Origin of the sequence: Fictibacillus enclensis (assembly GCF_030123385.1) — a bacterium.
In the GTDB taxonomy this organism is placed as follows: domain Bacteria; phylum Bacillota; class Bacilli; order Bacillales; family Fictibacillaceae; genus Fictibacillus_C; species Fictibacillus_C enclensis.
In genome coordinates this window covers 4,344,237-4,362,987 of sequence record NZ_CP126109.1, presented here as the reverse complement: position 1 = coordinate 4,362,987, position 18,751 = coordinate 4,344,237, and the positions used below count along the sequence as shown (strand labels likewise).

Annotated in this window: 19 protein-coding genes; 17 read left to right on the top strand and 2 right to left on the bottom strand. The window is 47.9% G+C overall.

All coding sequences use genetic code 11. The annotated features are described in order from the left end of the window. Positions 1–262: 262 nt before the first annotated feature. The 17 genes from QNH15_RS22610 (at position 263) to QNH15_RS22530 (ending at position 16,705) form a co-directional block, all read left to right on the top strand. Complete coding sequence (locus tag QNH15_RS22610) at positions 263–1,192, top strand: sugar kinase (RefSeq protein WP_430667179.1); 930 nt, start codon at positions 263–265, stop codon at positions 1,190–1,192. Between the two features lie 28 nt (positions 1,193–1,220). Then, on the top strand, positions 1,221–2,234 hold the full coding sequence (gene allD, locus QNH15_RS22605) for an ureidoglycolate dehydrogenase (protein WP_283890719.1): 1,014 nt from the start codon (positions 1,221–1,223) through the stop codon (positions 2,232–2,234). A 5-nt stretch (positions 2,235–2,239) separates the two neighbouring features. Then, positions 2,240–3,259 carry a zinc-binding alcohol dehydrogenase family protein gene (locus tag QNH15_RS22600; protein WP_283890718.1) on the top strand — a complete coding sequence of 340 codons (1,020 nt, stop codon included), beginning with the start codon at positions 2,240–2,242 and terminating at the stop codon, positions 3,257–3,259. Positions 3,260–3,274: 15 nt separating this feature from the next. Further along, positions 3,275–3,910 (top strand): bifunctional 2-keto-4-hydroxyglutarate aldolase/2-keto-3-deoxy-6-phosphogluconate aldolase, encoded by a 636-nt coding sequence (locus QNH15_RS22595; protein WP_283890717.1) that lies wholly within the window; start codon positions 3,275–3,277, stop codon positions 3,908–3,910. Position 3,911: 1 nt separating this feature from the next. After that, on the top strand, positions 3,912–4,991 hold the full coding sequence (gene uxuA / locus QNH15_RS22590) for a mannonate dehydratase (RefSeq protein WP_283890716.1): 1,080 nt from the start codon (positions 3,912–3,914) through the stop codon (positions 4,989–4,991). Continuing rightward, positions 4,988–5,824 carry an SDR family oxidoreductase gene (locus QNH15_RS22585; RefSeq protein WP_283890715.1) on the top strand — a complete coding sequence of 279 codons (837 nt, stop codon included), beginning with the start codon at positions 4,988–4,990 and terminating at the stop codon, positions 5,822–5,824. Before uxuA ends, QNH15_RS22585 begins: the two co-directional genes overlap by 4 nt. Before the next feature lie 88 nt (positions 5,825–5,912). After that, positions 5,913–6,914: a substrate-binding domain-containing protein gene (locus QNH15_RS22580; RefSeq protein WP_283890714.1), complete on the top strand. Its 1,002-nt coding sequence runs from the start codon at positions 5,913–5,915 to the stop codon at positions 6,912–6,914. 94 nt (positions 6,915–7,008) lie between these two features. Further along, positions 7,009–8,277 (top strand): MFS transporter, encoded by a 1,269-nt coding sequence (locus QNH15_RS22575; RefSeq protein ID WP_283890713.1) that lies wholly within the window; start codon positions 7,009–7,011, stop codon positions 8,275–8,277. A 158-nt stretch (positions 8,278–8,435) separates the two neighbouring features. Continuing rightward, on the top strand, positions 8,436–9,125 hold the full coding sequence (locus tag QNH15_RS22570; RefSeq protein WP_283890712.1) for an aspartate/glutamate racemase family protein: 690 nt from the start codon (positions 8,436–8,438) through the stop codon (positions 9,123–9,125). Between the two features lie 56 nt (positions 9,126–9,181). Beyond that, complete coding sequence (locus QNH15_RS22565; RefSeq protein WP_283890711.1) at positions 9,182–9,742, top strand: AAA family ATPase; 561 nt, start codon at positions 9,182–9,184, stop codon at positions 9,740–9,742. 275 nt (positions 9,743–10,017) lie between these two features. Further along, complete coding sequence (locus tag QNH15_RS22560) at positions 10,018–10,674, top strand: M15 family metallopeptidase (RefSeq protein ID WP_283890710.1); 657 nt, start codon at positions 10,018–10,020, stop codon at positions 10,672–10,674. A 60-nt stretch (positions 10,675–10,734) separates the two neighbouring features. Continuing rightward, positions 10,735–12,327, top strand: coding sequence for an ABC transporter substrate-binding protein (locus QNH15_RS22555; RefSeq protein ID WP_283890709.1), 1,593 nt, complete (start codon positions 10,735–10,737; stop codon positions 12,325–12,327). Positions 12,328–12,348: 21 nt separating this feature from the next. Next, on the top strand, positions 12,349–13,353 hold the full coding sequence (locus QNH15_RS22550; RefSeq protein ID WP_283890708.1) for an ABC transporter permease: 1,005 nt from the start codon (positions 12,349–12,351) through the stop codon (positions 13,351–13,353). A gap of 10 nt (positions 13,354–13,363) precedes the next feature. Next, positions 13,364–14,245: an ABC transporter permease gene (locus QNH15_RS22545; RefSeq protein WP_283890707.1), complete on the top strand. Its 882-nt coding sequence runs from the start codon at positions 13,364–13,366 to the stop codon at positions 14,243–14,245. Between the two features lie 10 nt (positions 14,246–14,255). Then, positions 14,256–15,221, top strand: a complete 966-nt coding sequence (locus QNH15_RS22540) for an ABC transporter ATP-binding protein (protein ID WP_283890706.1) — start codon at positions 14,256–14,258, stop codon at positions 15,219–15,221. Beyond that, complete coding sequence (locus QNH15_RS22535) at positions 15,218–16,156, top strand: oligopeptide/dipeptide ABC transporter ATP-binding protein (protein ID WP_283890705.1); 939 nt, start codon at positions 15,218–15,220, stop codon at positions 16,154–16,156. Before QNH15_RS22540 ends, QNH15_RS22535 begins: the two co-directional genes overlap by 4 nt. 15 nt (positions 16,157–16,171) lie before the next feature. Further along, on the top strand, positions 16,172–16,705 hold the full coding sequence (locus QNH15_RS22530; RefSeq protein WP_061975184.1) for a cupin domain-containing protein: 534 nt from the start codon (positions 16,172–16,174) through the stop codon (positions 16,703–16,705). Positions 16,706–16,932: 227 nt separating this feature from the next. Here the strand turns inward: QNH15_RS22530 and QNH15_RS22525 are convergent, their stop codons facing one another. Next, positions 16,933–17,460, bottom strand: coding sequence for a DinB family protein (locus tag QNH15_RS22525; protein ID WP_283890704.1), 528 nt, complete (start codon positions 17,458–17,460; stop codon positions 16,933–16,935). Positions 17,461–17,504: 44 nt separating this feature from the next. Then, complete coding sequence (locus tag QNH15_RS22520) at positions 17,505–18,728, bottom strand: Bcr/CflA family multidrug efflux MFS transporter (protein ID WP_283890703.1); 1,224 nt, start codon at positions 18,726–18,728, stop codon at positions 17,505–17,507. Positions 18,729–18,751: the final 23 nt, after the last annotated feature.

Below are 18,751 nucleotides of genomic sequence, written 5' to 3'. Positions count from 1 at the left end.
GAAACAGCCCATACATTTTGCTTTTTAAGTTTATAGAATGCTTTTGCTCAAGATGGTTGCATTGGAAACTTCATTGAAAAATTGATTGTAGTGCAAGGTGCGAGACTCCTACGGGACTAGCGGGACAGGTGAGACTACAGGCTCACCCCCCGCCCCGAGGAAAGCGAGCAGCCTGGAACGAAAATCAACCACTTCCAAGAACTACAGAGCTTATAGAAAAGAAAGGGGTAGAAATGTGCCAGAACAGTTCGGGATTTTAACCATGGGTGATGCGATGATCACGCTGAACCCTGCAACAACAGGGCCGCTGCGCTTTGTTGCCAATTTTGAACGAAAAGTAGGAGGAGCGGAACTCAATTTCGCGATCGGCTGTGCAAGGCTTGACCTTCGCTCCAAATGGATCAGCCGGCTCGGAAAAGATGAATTCGGACGTGTTATTTACAATTTTGCCAAGGGGGAAGGCGTGGACATGAGCGATGTGGCTTATGTTGAAGGACATCCCACTTCACTTAACATAAAAGAAATCCGTGAAGACGGATCCGGCAAAACGTTTTACTATCGTTACAACTCACCGGTGCTAACGATGGAACCGGAAGACATCACAGAAGAGATGTTTAAGGATATTCACATTGTTCATCTTACCGGTGTGTTCATGGCGATTGACCGCAAGAACCTGGATATCGTACACCGCGTACTGTCCATTGCCAAAGAAAAAGGTATCCTTGTTTCCTTCGATCCGAATATTCGCCTGAAGCTGTGGAGCATTGAGGACGCCAGGGCGGCCTATCATGATGTGTTCCCTTATGTAGATATTCTTTTAACCGGCCGCGATGAAATCAAAAGCATCATCGGTACAGACGATGACAAAGAACTGGCAGATTTCGCCCGGCGCTATTCCATCAGCCAACTGGTCATCAAAGACGGAGGAGAAGGTTCGGCGCTATACATCGATGGACAATGGGTGCGGAAAGAAGCCTATTCCGTTACACCAGTAGATACAGTAGGCGCAGGAGACGGCTTTGATGCAGGGTACCTGTACAGCTTCCTTCATGGGTTTGAGCCGGAAAAGCGGCTTCAGTTCGCCAATGCGGTTGGTGCACTGGTTACGACCGTATCCGGCGATAATGAGGGACTGCCGCTCCTTGAAGAAGTGTTGTCTTTTGTAAACCAAGAAGCCGTTGTAGAACGATAGAACGATAGAACGATAGGGAGGAAGAATTATGGCAACAACAACATTGTCAGCGCAGGAAGCAAAAGAACTGGTAAAACAAAAGCTGATGGATGCCAGGCTGAACGAAAAGGATGCCGAAAAAGTGGCGGACGTTCTTGTTCATGCGGATCTCAGAAATGTGAATTCACACGGGGTGCTGCGGACAGAGCATTATGTGAACCGTCTGAAGATGGGAAGCATCAATCCGGAGGCGAAGCCTGTGTTTAACGAAACAGGACCGGTGACCGGGGTACTGGACGGTGACGACGGATTCGGTCATGTGATTGCTGATATCGCCATGGATCATGCGATGGATATGGCGAAAAGAAATGGTGTGGGCATGGTAACCGCCATGAACAGCAGCCATTGCGGAGCACTCAGTTATTTCGTGCAAAAAGCAGCCGAAGAGAAACTGATCGGCATTGCCATGACACACACTGACAGCATTGTGGTACCGTTTGGAGGAAAATCCTCTTTTCTTGGAACGAACCCAATCGCCTATGGTGTACCGGCTAAAGAGAAGAAACCATTTATTTTGGATATGGCGACTTCGAACGTGGCATTCGGAAAAATCCTTCAGGCGCGCGAAGAAGGAAAAGAGATTCCTGAGGGATGGGGAGTGGACGAGCATGGTGTTCCCGCTACCGATCCGCATCAAGTCGCTTCTCTTTCAACCTTCGGCGGCCCGAAAGGCTACGGACTTTCTGTAATTGTCGATGTATTCTCAGGGCTTTTGGCAGGTGCCGCGTTCGGCCCGCATATTAGCCGGATGTATGAAAATTTAGATCAAAAAAGAAAACTTGGACATTATTTCTGTGCCATCAATCCATCATTTTTTACAGACAGAGACGCATTTCTAGAACAAATGGATGCCATGATGGAGGAACTGCAGCAGGTTCCGCCTGCACCAGGCTTTGATCGAGTATATGTACCAGGGGAGATAGAACAGCTTCACGAGGAGAGAAACGTAAAGAACGGGATTACGATTGCACAGCCAGTGTATGAATTCTTGAAAAGCAGGTGAAGAAAATGAAAGCGGTTCAAGTACGAAAAGCGCATGACCTCGTCACAGAGGAAATCGAAAAGCCAGTCATTGTAAACGATGATGACGTTCTGGTCAAAGTAAAGCGGGTGGGTATTTGCGGATCGGACATGCATATTTATCATGGCACAAACCCTCTCGCTACGCTTCCACGTGTCATTGGCCACGAAGTGACCGGCCAAGTGGAGCAAGTAGGAGCGGCGGTTAAGCACCTTCAGCCTGGAGACCACGTGGTGGTTGAGCCGATTTCATATTGCGGAACATGTTATGCATGCCGCAAAGGCCGGCCGAATGTTTGCTTGTCCCTTTCTGTTTTCGGCGTTCATGAAGATGGAGGCATGAGGGAATACCTGGTGCTGCCGGAAAAACAGCTGCATTCGGTTTCAGCGGAACTGCCTTGGGAAGAAACGGTGATGGCTGAGCCTTATACCATTGGCGCGCAGGCCGTTTGGAGAGGCCAGGTGGAAGAAGGCGACACCGTTCTTATTCAGGGAGCAGGGCCGATAGGAATTTGTATTTTAAAAATGGCAAAGCTGCAGGGCGCATCTGTTATGGTGACCGACCTGAATGAAGAGCGACTGGCGTTTGCCAAAGAAAACGGTGCAGATGTAACGGTCAATGTTCAGCAGGAGGATGTGCTGGCTCGGGTTCAGGATTGGACTGACAATGAGGGAGCCAATGTTGTTATTGATGCGGTTTGCCTTCCTTCGACCTTTAAATTATCCGTTGATGCGGTTTGCCCGGCAGGAAATGTGGTCGTTCTTGGCTTCGATGAAAAGGAAGCGGGAATCTCTCAGCTTCCTATTACGAAAAAGGAAGTAACGATTACCGGTTCCAGACTCCAGACCAACCAGTTTCCGAGAGTCGTAGAATTATTGAATAATGGAAAGCTTACGCATGACGGGCTTGTGACCCATACTTTTTCGGTAAATGAGGTTCAAGACGCCTTCCGGTTTGTTGAAGAGCATCCGGATCAGGTGCGCAAGGCGATTATTACGTTTGATTAAAGGAGGAGAAAGAGCATGCTGCCAAAGTATTCAGTTTATCAGCAGTTGATGGAAGCAAAAGTGGTTGCCGTTGTCCGCGGACAAAACAGCCACGAAGCCATTCAGGTATCAAAAGCAGCCATTGAAGGCGGAATTACCGCCATTGAGCTGACCTATACCACTCCGGAAGTGGAGGAAGTGTTTAAAGAATTGCGCCACATGAATGTGCTTTTGGGTGCAGGTTCTGTAATGGATCCGGAAACGGCAAGACACGCCATTTTATCCGGAGCGAAATTTATCGTAAGCTCCCATTTCGTAAAAGAGATCGCAACACTTTGTAACCGCTACAGTGTTCCGTATCTGCCAGGTTGTATGAACATTTCCGACATGGCGCTCGCCCTTGAGGCGGGATGCGATGTGCTGAAGCTGTTCCCGGCCAATACGTTTGATCCGTCATTTATTAAATCCGTAAACGGCCCGCTGCCTAATGTCCGTATCATGCCAACAGGTGGAATTTCATTGAAGAATATGAACGACTGGCTGAGTGCCGGCGCAGTGGCTGTCGGGGTAGGCAGTGATTTAACCAAAGCCTTCCAGAAGGGCGGATATGATGAAGCGGTATCGTTAAGCAGAGAGTATATCGCGAAAATGAATCAACATTCGGAGGTGTAACATGAATATTACGTTTCGATGGTACGGGCGGGACAATGATACCGTAACAATGGAGCATATCAAGCAGATTCCTAACGTGAAGGGAATTGTTTGGGCCCTGCACCAAAAGCCTGTAGGTGAAGTATGGGAAAAGGAAGAGATTAAAGAAGAAGTAGAGTACATTCAGAGCCATGGCTTTCATACCGATGTCGTGGAAAGTGTGAACGTCCATGAATCCATTAAACTCGGAAACAGTGAACGCGATCGCTACATTGAAAATTACAAACAGACGATCCGCAATCTCTCCGAATTTGGCGTAAAGGTCATCTGCTACAACTTTATGCCGGTCTTCGACTGGACACGGACTGACATGTACCGCCCACTTGAGGATGGTTCCACGGCTTTGTTTTTTGAAAAAGCAAAAGTTGAAAATCTCGATCCAGAAGAGCTGATCCGTACGGTGGCAGAAGCCTCAGACCTAACGCTTCCGGGCTGGGAGCCTGAAAAGATGGCAAAGATTAAAGAGCTTTTTGAAGCTTATAAAGAAATTGATGAAGAAAAGCTTTGGGATAACCTGAAGATCTTCCTGGACGAAATTTTGCCGGTAGCCGAGGCATACGGCATTCAAATGGCCATTCATCCGGATGATCCGCCATGGTCCATCTTCGGATTGCCGCGCATCATTACAGGAGCAGAAAGCTATGAACGCTTGCGGGCGATTTCCGATTCTCCGGCCAACGGCATCACAATGTGTACAGGTTCCATGGGTGCCAATCCTGCCAATGATATGGTCGAGATTGCGAAAAAATATGCAAGTATCGCTCCGTTTTCCCATATCCGAAATGTAAAAATCTATGATAACGGCGATTTCGTGGAAACGTCCCACCTGACAACGGATGGTTCCATCAATGTCCAGGGTGTGGTAGAAGAACTGCACAAGCAAGGCTACAACGGATATGTACGTCCCGATCATGGACGCCATATCTGGGGTGAGCAATGCCGTCCGGGTTATGGCCTGTACGACCGGGCTCTCGGGATCATGTACTTGAACGGCCTGTGGGACGCCTATGTCGCTCTAGCCAAAAAAGAGGTGGAAGTATGATTCCAGTTCACGAAAATCTCAATGGCAAAGCCGCAGTAATTACCGGCGGAAGCGGTGTGCTGTGTTCTGAAATGGCACGAGAGCTTGCCCGTCATGGTGTTAAGGTGGCTGTACTGAACCGTACCGCGGAAAAAGGCAAAGAAGTGGTGGATGAAATTGTTGAGGCAGGCGGAATGGCTCTTTCGGTTTCTGCTGATGTGCTGAACCGTGAGTCACTGGAGAAAGCAAAAGAGGAAGTCCTGAGCCGGTTCGGCTCTGTCGACCTGCTGATTAACGGAGCAGGAGGCAATCATCCTGACGCCATTACGGATGTAGAAATTTATGAAGAAGAAGGGCAAGGAAAATCCTTTTTCGATATGGATGAGAACGGGTTTTCAAGAGTGTTTGCGACCAACTTTACCGGCTCCTTCCTTGCTTCCCAGGTGTTCGGCAAAGAGCTGCTGAAATCCGAATCAGGTGCCATCATTAACATTTCATCTATGAGCGCCTATTCCCCGATGACCAAGGTTCCAGCCTATAGCGCAGCGAAAGCTTCCATTAACAACTTTACGATGTGGATGGCGGTTCATTTTGCGGAAACAGGTCTCCGGGTCAATGCGATTGCACCAGGGTTCTTTTTAACCAAACAGAACCGTGACCTGCTTCTAAAGGAAGATGGCAGCTATACGGACCGCTCGAAAAAAATCATCACGGGCACACCAATGAAGCGATTCGGAAAACCGGAAGACCTTCTCGGTACGCTGCTCTGGCTTGCCGATGATTCGTATTCTGGATTCGTCACAGGCATTACCGTCCCTGTTGATGGAGGATTTATGGCGTATTCCGGCGTCTGACCGGATATGCTGTTTTCTCCGGCTGATTGTAAAGCGCTTACAGTTTGCTTATACTAGTGAAATATGACGAATTAGACGGGGATGCATAATGAAAACCATTACAATCGCAGACGTGGCCAAGCATGCCAATGTTTCCAAAAGCACGGTTTCACAATTTTTAAACCAGCGCTTTGATTATATGAGTGAAAAAACCAAACGAAAAATCGAGGCAACCATTCAGGAGCTGAATTATCAGCCGAATTTCGTAGCCCGCAGCTTGAAGCAGAAATCTACCTTTACGGTGGGCGTGGTGGTCGCCAACATCCTGCATACCTTTTCCACCCAGGTAATCCGGGCCATCGAAGACTATTTTCATGAGCAGGGCTTTCACATTATTGTCTGCAATGCAGATGATGAGCCCGCCAAGGAAAAGAAGTACATTGAAATGCTGCGTGCCAAACAGGTAGACGGCATTATCATTTTTCCGACAGGTGAAAACCGGGCTTTGTATGAAAAGATGAAGCAGGATCGTTTTCCGATCGTGTTCATGGACCGGACGATTGAGGACCTTGAAATATCGACCGTGATGCTCGATAACCATGCTGCGGCGAAACTCGCTGTAGACCGTTTTGTTGAACAGGGGCTGGACAGGATTGCTATCGTAACAACGTCCATTATCCGCAACATCAGCCCGAGGGTGGAACGGATTGAAGGATACAAAAGAGCGATAGAAAAACGCGGTCTTCCTATTCGGGAGGAGTACGTTAAAACAGCGGATGTTGACCACATCTCAGAAGTGCTCTCGGAACTGTATTCTTTACCCGAGCCGCCGCAAGCGATTTTGGCAGGTAATGATATCGTTCTCGTTGAGGTATTGAAGTTCATGAAGGAAAAGGATATTGCCATACCTGAGGATACATCCGTTATCGGAATTGACGACGTTTCGTTTGCCAGCTTCTTTACCCCGCCGGTCACGACAATTGCTCAGCCGGCTGTGGAAATGGCAAAACAGGCCGGAACTATTCTTTTTAAGCAGATTAAAAACAGTGAGCAGGCAGAGCAATGGATGTACCGTTATGAGCCGACACTTATTTCAAGACATTCAGGATAAAAAGGGATAACTTTTCCTGTAAAAATAAACCGGTTTACTCCGGTTCGCTTTCAACAGTCAGAAGATTCACACAGTATAGGGGAGGGTTTTTTAGATGTTTACAAAAGAAAGGCTTCCAGTTATTATCTTGTTATTTTTAGCCGGAGTCATAAATTATTTGGACCGTTCAGCATTATCCATAGCAGCACCATTTATTCAGGATGATCTGACACTGTCTGCGACACAAATGGGTTTGATCTTCAGTAGTTTCTCGGTAGGTTATGCGATTTTTAACTTTTTGGGCGGAATGGCGTCTGACCGCTATGGCGCGAAGTTGACCCTGTTCGTGGCCATGGTGGTTTGGTCCCTGTTTAGTGGCGCGGTTGCGCTTGCTTTCGGATTCGTCAGCCTGATGATTATCCGTATCCTGTTCGGAATGGGGGAAGGACCTCTTTCGGCCACCATCAACAAGATGGTCAATAACTGGTTCCCTCCGACCCAGCGGGCTTCTGCTATCGGATTGACGAACAGCGGTACCCCGCTTGGCGGAGCAATTTCGGGACCGATCGTCGGTATGATCGCAATTGCCTTCAGCTGGAAAGTTTCCTTTGTGCTGATTATGATCATCGGATTAATTTGGGCGATCTGCTGGTTCAAGTTTGTTAAAGACAAGCCGGCAAAGCGTATGGGCGATGCTCCTGCGATGAAAACAGAAGTTGCTCCTAAAGAGAAAATTCCGTTGACGTTTTACCTCAAACAAAAAACAGTACTCTTTACTGCATTTGCTTTCTTTGCTTACAATTACATTCTTTTCTTCTTCCTTACCTGGTTCCCAAGCTATCTGGTGGAAGAACGTGGCTTAAGTGTAAAATCGATGAGTGTGATCACGGTTATTCCATGGATCTTAGGATTTATCGGCCTTGCAGCCGGCGGGTTTGTATCCGACTATGTGTTCAAGAAAGTCGCTAGAAAAGGCGTTCTGTTCTCACGTAAAGTCGTTCTTGTTTCTTGCTTGTTTGCTTCAGCGGTATGTATCGGATTTGCAGGATTGGTTACCACAACAGTAAGTGCTGTAACTTTAGTAGCACTTTCCGTATTCTTCCTGTACTTGACGGGTGCCATCTACTGGGCAATCGTTCAGGATGTGGTTGATCAGCAGAATGTCGGTTCCGTTGGCGGTTTCATGCACTTTTTGGCCAATACAGCGGGTATTATCGGGCCTGCATTAACCGGTTTTATCGTGGACAAGACAGGAACCTTCTCAGGGGCATTCCTGCTCGCCGGCGGCCTTGCCATATTTGCATCTCTTGCGGTTATTCGCTTCGTCCGACCGATTATTGTGAAGAAATCTGAGGTGGACATAGAGGATACAGTGACTTATTAATTTAATGAAATTGATAAAACCGGACTCGTTGGAATGGAGTCCGGTTTTTTTATTTGTGTAAAAAAGGATTTATCTGAGTAGAAAAGAAAGTAGTTGAGTGGATTTTTTGTGTACTGAAGATATTTGGAAAAAATGAAGCGGGTTATGGAGAGGATAAAATGAAAGTGATTGGTCTTATTGGTGGAATGAGCTGGGAATCTTCCGCTGAATATTATCGGATGATGAATGAGGAAATCAAGCGAAGGTTAGGAGGCTTACATTCGGCCAAGTGCATTTTATATAGCGTTGACTTTCAAGAAATTGAACGTTATCAGTCAGAAGGAGCATGGCAAAAGGCGGGTGAAGTGTTGAGTAATGCTGCACGTTCTTTAGAAAAAGGCGGAGCTGACTTTATTGTCATTTGCACGAATACCATGCACAAAGTAATAGATGCCATTCAAGCATCAGTTAACATTCCTCTTTTACATATCGCAGATGCAACAGCGGACCGAATCATAGAGAACGGCTTACATTCAGTTGGCTTACTTGGCACCAGGTACACAATGGAGCAGGATTTTTATAAATCACGTTTGGAGAGTAAAGGTATACAGGTGATTGTGCCAAAAGAAACGGAAAGAGAAATGGTAAACAAGGTGATTTACGAAGAATTATGTTTGGGGAACATTCGTCAAGATTCAAAGGATGAATATAAAAAAGTGATCCAAGGATTAATCGAATCAGGTGCTCAAGGAATTATTTTAGGCTGTACAGAAATTGGCCTATTGATCAAGCCCGAGGATTCGTCCGTTCCTCTGTTTGATACGACGAACATACATGCATTGGAAGCTGTAAACTTGTCCTTAAAATAAATCTTATGAGTTGAAAAAAGAATGCGAGTAAGAAAAACATCAGGAGGAAAGCTGCTATGAAATTTGTGTTGTTGTTTGGCCCGCAGGCTGTCGGGAAGATGACGGTGGGGCATGAGCTGGCAAAGATGACGGATCTGAAATTGTTTCATAATCACATGACAATTGATTTGGTTCATCACTTTTTTGATTACGATACAAAAGAAGGATCACGCCTCGTTCATTCCTTTCGCGAGCAGATCTTTGAAGAAGTCGCCAAGAGTAATCAGAGCGGCATGATTTTTACCTATGTATGGGCCTTTAATGAGCAGGAAGACTGGGACTATGTGGATCGCGTATGCAGGATTTTTGAGAATCAAGGAGCCGATATTTACTTTGTCGAGCTTGAGGCAGATTTGGATGAACGGCTGCAGCGGAACAAAAGCGAATTTCGTCTGGCGCAAAAACCTACGAAACGGGACTTGGAGTGGTCAGATGGGGAACTGATTTCATCTATGGACAAATACCGGCTGAATTCCCACGAGGGCGAGATCAAAAGAAAGCCCTATTTGCGGATGAACAATACGAAGTTGAGTGCAGAAAGGACGGCCATAAGGATAAAAGACGAATTTGGGCTGTAATTTAATAGATTTTAAGTGAAAAAGCCTCATTTTTGGGAGGCTTTTTTTGCTTTTTGGAGCGGTGGAGGTTACAAGCCGAAATCAATGATTACCCGCCAAAACCATATTATGTAAACTTCCGGCACACTTCGACCCCCCTCCCCTGCTTGTCAGATAATCTCCCCTTCTTTTTCTATTTAACACATTGCAATATTTTGTCATAAACAGTATCATTATATTTAATATATTGTAAGAATATTCAATTTATTGAAAAGGGGTGGAAGTATTTGTCGGAAATGCCCAACTTAGATTCAAACACGCCCTCTGCACCACAGCAAGAGCCCCTGATCTCCTTAACGGGTGTGTCCCCCAGGATTGAAGTGTATCCATTCTATTACCACAACCATCTGCCCGGCTCGGAGAACGATTGTTTTCTGCGAAAGGGAACAGTGGAAAAACTCATCAACGCGGCAGAACAGCTGCCGCCTGGCCTGAAGCTGGTCGTCCTTGACGGCTGGCGGTCCTATGAAACGCAGCTTGCAATCTATGAAACCATTAAAAAAGACCTCGAAGATCAACAACTCACCCCAGAAGAAATGCAGATTGAAATTTCCAAATATGTAGCCATTCCCACCCGGGACTTGATGAAGCCGTCGCCCCATCTAACTGGCGGAGCCGTTGACCTTACGCTCGCCAACGAGCAGGGCTGGCTTGACATGGGAACCGGCTTTGACGATTTTACCGAAAAAGCGCAATTGGAATGGTATGAACGAAAGGCGAGTCTCACCCCGCAGGAAAAAACCATCCGTGACTACCGCCGCTTGTTGCGACAGGTGATGGAAAACGCGGGCTTTGTGTCCAATTCAGAAGAGTGGTGGCATTACGATTATGGCAACAGGAGGTGGGCGAACGCGACAGGCGGCTCCATTTTGTATTACGGAATTGAAAGGTAGACAGCGAGAATCGGTATATCCGTTTTTAGTTAATAAAAATAAGGGTTATGGAGGAAAACAATGAAAAAGAAAATGAGTATACTGCTGATTGCCGTGATGATTGTTGCGTTGTTATCGGCCTGTGTAAAGAATTCAAACGCCAAGCCGTCGGGCGGCGAAGGCTCCGACTCCCATTCAGAAGCGGCAAGCGGCAAAGATGTTTTAACCATTGCAACAACAGCAGAACAGGGGACGATCGATCCGGCTGTAACTATGGATAATTCCGCATGGAAACTTACATATCCGGCCTACGAACGTCTTGTGGAATATGACGGAGGAAGCACGAAGGTCAAACCCGGACTGGCCAAAGAATGGAAAGTGAGCAAGGACGGGAAAACCTGGACGTTCAATTTAAACGAGGGACATAAGTTTGCCGACGGGACAGCGGTTGATGCGGATGCTGTCAAAAAGAGCTTTGAACGCCTCAAAAAAATCGGCAAAGGTCCATCAGAAGTATTTAGTGTGATTTCAAACATTAAAGCAGAGAATCCAACGACGGTGGTATTCACACTCAAAGAAAATTTCCCGCCTTTTATCTCGACACTGGCAGCCAACTATGGAAGCATCGTCAATCCGAAAGTGATGGACCATGAACAAAACGGCGACATGGGCCAAAACTATCTGGCCACCGCCACGATGGGAAGCGGTCCGTACAAGCTGGCCAATTGGAAAAAGGGTGAGTATGTAAGGCTGGATCAAAACAAATATGCCTCCAAGAAGCCTTCCTTCAAAAAAGTCTATTTTAAAATCGTAGCTGATCCTTCCGCACAGCGTCTTCAGCTGGAAAAAGGAGAAATTGATATCGCCGAGGGTATTCCGGTCGATCAGATCAACGCGGTGAAAAAGATTGAAAACGCGAAGCTGCTTCAGGAACCGAGCTTGCTTGTTGAATATGTTTACGTGAATTCGACCAAGGGCAATGAGGCGCTGAAAAATAAAAAAGTCCGCCAGGCGCTCAGTTATGCCGTTGATTACGACAAACTGATTGATGCGGTGCAGCAGGGTTACGGAACTCAGATGCGCGGACCGATTCCAAAAGGACTTTGGGGCCATGACGACCAGGCCAAGCAGTATACGTATGACAAGGATAAAGCTAAAGCATTGCTGAAAGAAGCGGGAGTTTCCAATCTCAGCCTCGACCTTTTGTATTCGGACAACAAAACATGGTGGGAAACAGAAGCACTGACCATTCAGTCCAATCTAAAGGACATCGGGGTTAAAGTCAACCTGAAAAAAGTAGCGTATGCGACCTCGCGGGAAATGATGGACAAAGGCGAGTTTGATCTGGCGCTTGGCATGTGGAGCCCTGACTTTGGTGATCCGTATGCATTCATGAACTACTGGTACGATTCCAAAAACTTCGGACTGGCCGGAAACCGCGCGTTTTATAAAAATGATGCCGTCGATCAGAAGCTGAGAAAAGCGGCCACCTTAAATGATGCCAAACAGCGCGAGAAGCTGTATCAGGAAGCACAGGACACCGTGATTGATGATGCTCCTTATATTCTTCTGTACCAAAAGGACTTCTTGATGCCTATGAGCAAAGATGTGAAAGGGTTTGTGTATAATCCGATGCTTGAGAGCATGTACAACCTTGCAGATATGTCCAAATAACCATAAAGCGGAGTGTTAACCATGAAGAAAATGATTATTAACCGGCTGGGACTCCTGATTTTTGTGGTGTTTGGTGTCACCCTTATCTCCTTTTTGCTGTCGCATGTCATTCCGGGCGATCCTGCCCGGATGATGGTGGGGCAGCGGGCGAATGAGAAAACACTGCAGCAGGTACGGCAGCAGCTCGGGCTGGACCAGCCTCTTTTCATTCAGTATGAAACGTACATGAAAGGCATTTTAAGCGGAGATCTCGGCACATCGATCCGTACGCAAAAGCCGGTGATTGATGACCTGGAAGCCTTTTTCCCGGCGACCATGGAACTGGCCATCATTGCCTTTATCTTTGCTTTGGCGGTCGGCATCCCCCTTGGTGTTCTAGCGGCGGTTAAAAAGAACAGCTTCTGGGACCATGCCAGCCGGATTTTCTCCATCGGCGGGGTTTCTACTCCCGTGTTTTGGAGCGGGCTTGTGATCATCCTTATTTTTTATGGCTATTTAAATTGGTTTCCTGCAAACGGGCGATTGGATATGAACATTCATCCTCCGACACACATAACCGGTCTGTATATCGTTGACAGCTTGCTCAGCGGGGACATGGTGGCGTTAAAAAGCAGTCTCCATCATATTTTGCTGCCGGCCATCGTGCTTTCTTACGCACAACTGGCCGTGATTACCCGCCAGGTGCGTGCGAGCATGCTGGAAATCATGGAACAGGAATACATTCGTACGGCGATTGCCAACGGAATCCACGGACCGTTTCTCTTTTTCCGGTACGCGCTCAGGAATGCGCTCATCCCCACTATAACGGTTGTCGGCATTTCCTTTGGATCCCTTTTGGGAGGAGCGGTCGTGACAGAAACCATTTTCGGCTGGCCAGGCATGGGAAAATATGTGGTCGACTCGATCGCCTATCTTGATTTTCCTGCGATGATGGGCTTTACACTGTTGATTGCGGTCGGCTATGTGATCATTAACCTGATTGTGGATCTCACCTATTATGTTCTTGATCCGCAAATCAAGGGATAGGAGGTCAGTTATGGAAACACCACTGCAAACGGAAACGAGCCAGCCGAAGCCGATTACCTCGGTCCGGCCGTTTTGGTACAAGCTGAAACAAAATCAGATGACCTGGGCAGGATTGGGGATTTTGGGTGTGATCGTTCTGTGCTCTCTGATCGCTCCCATTCTCACACCTTATAACCCCACTCAGGTCGATATCTCGCAAAAGTTTCTGGGTCCTTCTCTTCATCATTGGTTTGGAACCGATGAAGTCGGCCGGGACATTTTAACAAGAATTTTGTATGGTGCACGAATTTCTCTGGGAGTCGGCATTACGGTCATTATCATGGCAAGTGTAATAGGAATCTTGATTGGCACCGTTTCCGGCTACTTTGGCGGTGTGATTGACGTGATCATCATGCGGATCATGGATATGGTCATGGCCTTTCCGACGCTGATTCTGGCCATGGCCTTGGCGGCAGCATTAGGTCCGAGCCTGCAAAACGCCATGCTTGCCATAGCTATTGTAAAAATTCCGGTCTATGTCCGCCTGGCCCGAGGGGAATCGCTTGTGCTCCGTGAAAAATTGTTTGTGAAGTCAGCCCAGTCGTTCGGAATCAATCCATGGCGCATTATCGGCAAGCATATTGTGCCTAACTCGGTTTCTCCTGTCATTATTCAGGCAACGCTTGATGTCGGTGATGCGATTCTCATGATCGCAACCCTCGGCTTCCTTGGTCTCGGGGCCCAGCCGCCAACACCGGAATGGGGAGCCATGATCAGCATCGGCTGGAAGTACCTGCTGGACTTTTGGTGGTATCCGACCTTTCCAGGCCTGTTCCTTTTCTTATCTGCAGGATCGCTCAATCTAATTGGTGACGGAATCCGAGATATTTTGGATCCGAAAGCCGGACGCTAGGAGGGACATCATGGTACTCGAACTGAAAGATCTGTGCGTGGATTTTACAGGCATGAGAGGAAAAGTCAGAGCACTGAACAATGTCAGCCTTTCGATTGAAAAAGGGGAGGTGCTTGGCGTTGTTGGTGAATCGGGATCGGGAAAATCGGTCACCGCACTATCCATCCTTGGACTGCTTGGCTCGAATGCCAACATTTCAAACGGTGAAATCTCTTATTCGGGGCAAAATCTTTTAACGCTTGGTCCAAAAGAAATGCAGAGCCTGCGGGGCAAGAAAATCGGCATGGTGTTTCAGGAGCCAATGACGGCCCTGCATCCGACAATGAAGGTCGGCAATCAGCTGGCTGAAGTGATCAAACGGCACCGGAGTGTATCGAAAAGGCAAGCCTGCAAGCTTGCAGTCGAAGCGTTAAAAGAAGTTCACATCCATGACCCCGAACTTGTGGCCAAAAAGTATCCATTTGAACTGAGCGGCGGTATGCGGCAGCGGATTGTGATCGCCCTGGCGATGTCCGCACCGCCTGACCTTTTGATCGCGGATGAGCCGACAACCGCACTTGATGTGACGATCCAAAAGGAAATTTTACAGTTGATAAAAGAGCTGAATGACAGGCGGGGCACATCCGTGCTGCTAATCACCCATGATCTGGGCGTGGTGTCAAATGTGTGTGACCGGGTGATGGTGATGTACGCGGGAGAAGTGGTGGAAGAAGGGATAACGGAAGAGGTGCTGAATGCTCCTTCGCATCCTTATACCGAGGCATTGCTCCATGCTCTGCCTGATCTCGCGGATCCCGGAGAGCCGCTTAAGGCCATTCCGGGTGAAGTTCCTGATTTACAAAACCGTCCTGCTGGCTGTGCCTTTGCGTCGAGATGTCCGAAAGCGATGGACATTTGCGGCGTTTCCGCTCCGGCCCTGGAACCTGTATCAACTAACCGCTCAGCTGCCTGTTGGTTAAGGAGGGATACCCATTGAACACACTCATCGATTTTCATTCTGTAGATAAATCGTTTCATAAAGGAAAACAATCGGTGAGGGCGGTCGTTGATGCCAATCTTACCGTAAAAAAAGGCAGTGTTGTCGGTCTTGTGGGCGAATCGGGATCCGGTAAAAGTACGCTTGGTAAGATGCTGATTGGTTTGGAGATGCCGTCTGAGGGCAGCATTTACTTTGAGGGCACACCGCTTTGGAAAAAGAAGAAATTCATGCGTCCCCGTCCCGGTGATATTCAGACCGTTTTTCAGGATCCGCAATCTTCTCTTGACCCCCGGATGCGTGTCAAAGAAATCATTCTTGAACCGCTTTTGGCGCTTGGCAGCAGAGAGCGAAAGGAAAAAGGCGGACGGGAACGGCTCACTTCGCTAATGAAGCGGGTGGGTCTGAAGGCTGAACATCTTGACCGCTATCCCCATGAGTTTAGCGGCGGACAACGGCAGCGGATTGCTATTGCCAGGGCACTCATTACCGACCCATCTTTTATCGTTCTCGATGAACCGACTTCCGCCCTTGATGTTTCGGTTCAGGCACAGGTGCTTAACCTGCTGAAGGAACTGAAAAATGAGCGAAATTTAACGTACCTGTTCATTTCCCACAACATGTCGGTCATCCGGTACATGTGTGATGTGATCGCAGTCATGTATAAGGGGCGAATTGTGGAATCCGGCCCGGCCCGTGAGCTGTTTGAATCTCCACGCCATCCGTACACAAAGATTCTCTTATCCTCACTGCCGAGTATTTTTGGGGAGAAAGGGCCGGTGTTAAGCTTTGCTCCTCCTGCTGAAAAGGAAACGGGGGAGGAGGCGTGCGGATTTTTTGACCGCTGTCCCTTCCGGATGGATGCTTGCTTAAAAGCCCCTGCATTCGAAGCCATCACCGAAGAGCATGGTGTAGCGTGCCATCGTGAAGGATAGGGAGGAGGAATCACATTGATTCAGGGGGAGCGGCTTAGGGAACTGCGAAAGCAGCGTAATTTTACACTTCAGGCGTTAGCGGCACAAACTGGCTTAAGCTCAAGCCTGCTGTCTCAAATCGAGCGGGGACTGGTGGACCCGACTGTGAGCACGTTTTGGAAAATATGCACTTGCCTCAACGTTCCTCTAACCTATCTTTTTGAAGGGGTGGATGAGGACCGGTTGGTGGTAAGGAAGAACCAGCGCCGGAAGATTCAGCTGTCGGACGAAAAGGTAAGGTACCATCAGCTGACCCCCAACCGAAGCGGAAAGCTGGATTTTCTTATGGTGGAAATCCAGGCCGGCGAGATGAAGGAGGCCGAACTGGTTGCTCATTCTGGTGAGGAGTGCGGCATTGTGCTTCAGGGTGAGCTGATCGTCATCCTTGGGGATCAGGAAATTCACCTTCAGGAAGGTGACAGCATCCACTTTTCCAGTACGACGCCGCACCGGTATGTAAATCCGGGGAGTGATGCATCATTATCCATTTGGGTGATGATCGCCACCTGATTTTGGGGTGAAAATGATAGATTATAAGGAAAAAGGCCTCCGAAAAAGAGGCTTTTTTGCTTGTTGGATGTATTTTTGGTCCGTTTTGGAGCTGGGTGAATGGTTTTTGGGGGTGAAATTTTGCGCTGGAATTGGGAATACAAGCCGAAATCAAGAATTTACCCGTTAAAACCAGATTATGTCAACTGCCGACCGCGCTTCCGGCCCAAAACCACATACAAATCTAGTTACTTTTTCAAAATCCCCAAATATTCAACCCACGGACCTACATCGGCACGATAACGTTCAGCCATGACCCGGACGATCTGGGCAATATGAGTCAAATCGTGCAACGTCCATGTGGAGATCAGTTCTCTCGCTTTAACGGTGCCAAAAGCGGGATGGGTGCCCTTGCGTTCGAGCGCATCACCCTCATCATTCATTAAAACTCTCAGCCTCGCAACATTTTTTTCACGAATCTGGGTAAAGTCCGTCAGCTTTTTTTCGATTGTGCTATCCTTTTGTTCATTCAAATGGGCGTACCGGTCAAACGGAGGAAACGGCCGGCCTTCTCCTTCTTGAAGGATCCATTCCAACCGGGGAATCCAGTTGGTTTTCTCTCCCTCAATGAGGTGGTCGACCACTTCAACGGCATTCCATGTCCCTTCCCCTTCATTGCAGTGAAGCCAGCCTGGCGATAATCCCGATAAAAAATGCTGCAGTGTCCGGGGTGTGCGCTCCAGCACTTCGATCGCTTCGTTCAGTGTAAAGTTCATTTCATCACCCTTCCTTTCTCAAAAAGAAATTCAATGAGGGTGAATCAAATTCCTCTACTCTTAGGAACCTGAATCCGCTGTGAAGGTTTTCTGACCAGTCCGAAATAGGAAAGGAAGGCAAGAAAACTTGCAGAAAAAATGACCATTCCCATCGGAACCGCTGAATTTTCGCCGGCCACCCCGACAAGCGGTGCGGCGAGCGAACCGAGGATAAACGGCAATAAACCGAGCAAGGCGGACGCGCTTCCGGCAATATGCCCCTGGGCATCCATCGCGAGTGAAAAAGAAGTCGTGGAGATGATCCCAAGTGAACTGACAAAAAAGAAAATCGGGATAACGACGGCGGCCAATGGTGCTTTTAACAGTACCGAAATGAGCAGTACAGCTCCCGCCAGGTTGGAAACGAGTAAGCCGATTTTTAAAAACGTCGTCTCCGGGATGATATCTGTTAACCGGCCGACAAGCTGGCTTCCGAGCATTAAGGCAAATCCGTTGATGCCAAATAAAATACTGAAAACCTGGGGAGATACACCGTATATATTTTGATAAACAAACGGGGTTCCGGATACATAGGCGAAGATTCCCGCGATAATAAAGCCTTGTGTAAACGCGTAGCCAAGAAACTGACGGTTTTTCAATAAAGAGCCGAAATTTCGGATAACCTGAAGCGGATCGCTTGGTGTGCGCTTCTCACTCGGCAGCGTTTCTTCCAATTTGGCAGAAACAATCAAAAACAAGATCAAGCCGATACAGGCCAAAACAATAAACACACCGGTCCAGTCGGTGAACGCTAAAATGGTGCCGCCGGTTACCGGGGCAAGGATGGGCCCTAGGTTGTTGACCAGCATCAACAAAGCAAAAAACTTGGTAAGTTCCTTGCCGCTGTACAGGTCGCGAACGACGGCCCGGGAGACGACCAGCCCGCCTGCTGCCGAGAAGCCCTGGATAAACCGGCTGGCGATAAAGAAATAAATATTCGGGGCAAAGGCACAGGTAAGGGAAGCCACCAAATATAAAATCAGAAAAATAAGCAAGGGTTTGCGCCGGCCCTGAACATCACTCATGGGGCCGATGATCAGCTGCCCCACGCCAAGGCCAAGCAAACAGGTGGTTAAACTGATTTGCACCAAAGACGCGGTCGTGTCAAATTCCTTTGCAATCGTAGGAAAGGAGGGCAGGTATGTATCAATGGTGAACGGGCCTAAAAGGGCAAGAGAACCTAAAAGAAGTGCAAGCTGCATTCGTTTTCTTTTTGTTATTTCAGTCAATGTTATCGCCTTTCTTCTCTATT